The organism is Desulfomarina sp. (assembly GCF_054039375.1).
This window is the reverse complement of sequence record NZ_JBPLBA010000103.1, coordinates 1-2,611: the sequence shown is the minus strand read 5'-3', so window position 1 is coordinate 2,611 and position 2,611 is coordinate 1. Positions and strand designations below refer to the sequence as shown.

Annotated in this window: 2 protein-coding genes; both read right to left on the bottom strand. The window is 44.0% G+C overall.

All coding sequences use genetic code 11. From position 1 onward, the window contains the following. Positions 1–1,178: IMP cyclohydrolase (locus tag ACXLDX_RS05765; protein WP_457576245.1), on the bottom strand; the 1,178-nt coding region annotated here is incomplete at its 3' end. After that, positions 1,175–2,236 (bottom strand): bifunctional UDP-N-acetylglucosamine diphosphorylase/glucosamine-1-phosphate N-acetyltransferase GlmU, encoded by a 1,062-nt coding sequence (locus ACXLDX_RS05760; RefSeq protein WP_457576244.1) that lies wholly within the window; start codon positions 2,234–2,236, stop codon positions 1,175–1,177. The genes ACXLDX_RS05760 and ACXLDX_RS05765, both read right to left, overlap by 4 nt. Between the last annotated feature and the right edge of the window lie 375 nt (positions 2,237–2,611).

Here is a 2,611-nt window from a genome sequence, read left to right as displayed (position 1 = left end):
GCGGAAATACCTTGCCTGATGCCGACTTCGGCACCATCTCTAAAAGGGAAAAAAGCATCCGAAATCATTGTGCACCCTGGTAGTCCTGCACGATCTTCCTGGACCTGACTGTCAATTTCCTCCTTTTCAGCTCTGTCTCTTGACCCTTTTTCAACCGCCAGCTCCAGGTCCGCATAGGGGATTTTATATTTATCAAAACAGAGAATGTCGGCGTATTTAATATACGCCTTGTGGACAGCGATTTCCGCAACACCAACCCGGTCCTGCTCTCCGGTTCCTATACCGACAGTGCAACCGTTTTTAACATATAGAACTGAGTTGGATGTGACTCCATGTTCAACTGCCCAGCCAAAAAGCATGTCATCAATTTCTTCAGAAGCAGGCTGACGATCGCAGGTGTATTCTTTCCCTTCCCAGGTAGCGGTTGCTGGTTTGAGATCATCAATTGACCGGATCGAGTTGACTGCGGACTGCTGGGCTATAATTCCACCATCAATGAGACTTTTAAAGTCAACAAAACGAAATTTTTCGAAATCGGCAAGCCTGTCTATTGCAGCGATTTTGATTATCCTCAGATTTTTCCGTTGCCCGAGAATATCAAGAGTACCATGTTCAAAATCCGGGGCGCAGACCACTTCCAGGTAATTTTCAGCCAGGAGTCTGGCCGTGTCAATGTCGCAGGGACGGCTCAATACAACAGCTCCTCCGAAGGCTGCGATACGATCAGCACGGAGGGCCCGATGAAAGGCAGCAGCGAGGGAGCTGTCTTTTGCGGCACCACATGGATTGTTGTGTTTGAGTATGACTGCAGAAGGCTGGTCAACCAGATATTTTATGATATTGAGGCCATTATCTATGTCGGTAAGGTTTATTTTTCCCGGATGTTTACCAACCTGCAGCATATCATTGACATCAATTGCAGAAACAAGGCCGTTGCCGGGAGAAATGAACCGGCAGTCTCCCAGGGTCAGGTTGCCGTTAACAAGTTCATAAAGAGCTGCTTCCTGATCAGGATTTTCACCATAGCGAACACCTCGTTCCTCCACCCTTCCATCTTCCATGGCAATTTTCCAGGTCCGTTTTTTATAGACAAGTTTCTGGTCTCCGAAGGAGATGGTCATATCCATGGGAAAACTGTCGCCTAAAATGGTTGAATACATTTTCTTCAGGTCTGTCATATTTCTTCCTCGTCAAAGAAATGGTTTCTGGTGCGAGTAGGTTGTTTTACCGTGTGGGGAGGTACATGAGTGTTGGCTGGCAGTGTCGTATCTGTAAGGCAACTATATGGTCCGATAGTTACCTGATCTCCGATTCTGCAGTTACTGAGTATAACTCCCCGACCAATTGTACACGATTTTCCTATTGTGGTGTTATTGGTAATTTCTATTTCCCCGAAAAGAATGCAGTCACGACCTATACTGGAATCTTCTGTGACGGAGATGGAATCTGGGGAATACATTGTTATTCCATGTTGCATAAGTTCAGTATTTCTTCTTTGCTGGAGAATTTTATGGGCTTGAGCCAGTTCAACTCTGGAGTTGACACCGAGTATTTCGGAAACGTTGGGGGTGAGAAATCTTTCCACTTTTCTATTATTGCTAACTGCTATACTTATGATATCAGTAAGGTACATCTCGCCCTGGCTGTTGTCTCTGCCGACCCGCTCAAGAGCATGAAAAAGAAAATCTGTTTTTACACAATATATTCCTGCATTAATTTCCTTTATTTTTCTTTCTGCTGCCGATGCATCCTTTTCTTCCACTATCCTTGTGATCCTGTTATTTTCATCAGATAAGATTCTTCCATAATGTGTCGGGTTGTCAAGCATAGTTGTCATCAGGGTAATTTCCGCCTGGGACGTAAGATGTTTTTCGTGCATCTTAGCGAGAGTTTCATTTTCGACAAGAGGAGTGTCTCCACAGAGGATCATTACGTTTCCTCCAACACCATCAAGCAGGGGAAGGGTTGCTAGAACAGCGTGCCCTGTGCCTAGTTGTTCGGTCTGCTCAGCAAAATGGAGTGAAAACCTCTTCAGTGCATTTTTCACATTTTCCTGCTGATGCCCCACAACAACAATTATCTTTTCAGGGTGTAATGGTGAAACGGCATTGATTACATGTTCAATCATGGGGGAGAAAAAAACAGTGTGGAGGACTTTGGCCTTTTGCGATTTCATCCGGGTACCTTTTCCTGCACCCAGAATAATGGTGGAAAGTATTTGTTTTTGCGGGTCCATGGCGATCTTTTGTTCAGTCTTGTGCGTGTCTGTCCTGAAGGACTTTTTTCAGGTTTCAGAAAAGACACATGCTAAGGTTGATATTTTTTTCTAATTAATTACGAAACTCATCCTGATAAAGCAGGTGTGTCCCCAATCTGACAGAGTTTCAAGGGTGAGCTGATATTGTTGATTCGGCTGAAAAGGATATTTAGTTTTCCTGACGGTAACATACATGGGAGCATGATGCATTAATTTGTACCTGAATCGTTTTTGAAAAACCTGTTAAATCGAGGAAAAACCATATTAATACATTCTATAATATGGATCTGGATTGAATATTTTCAAAACGTCACTAACAGCATTACCGATTTACCTGAATCGGCTGGCGGATGG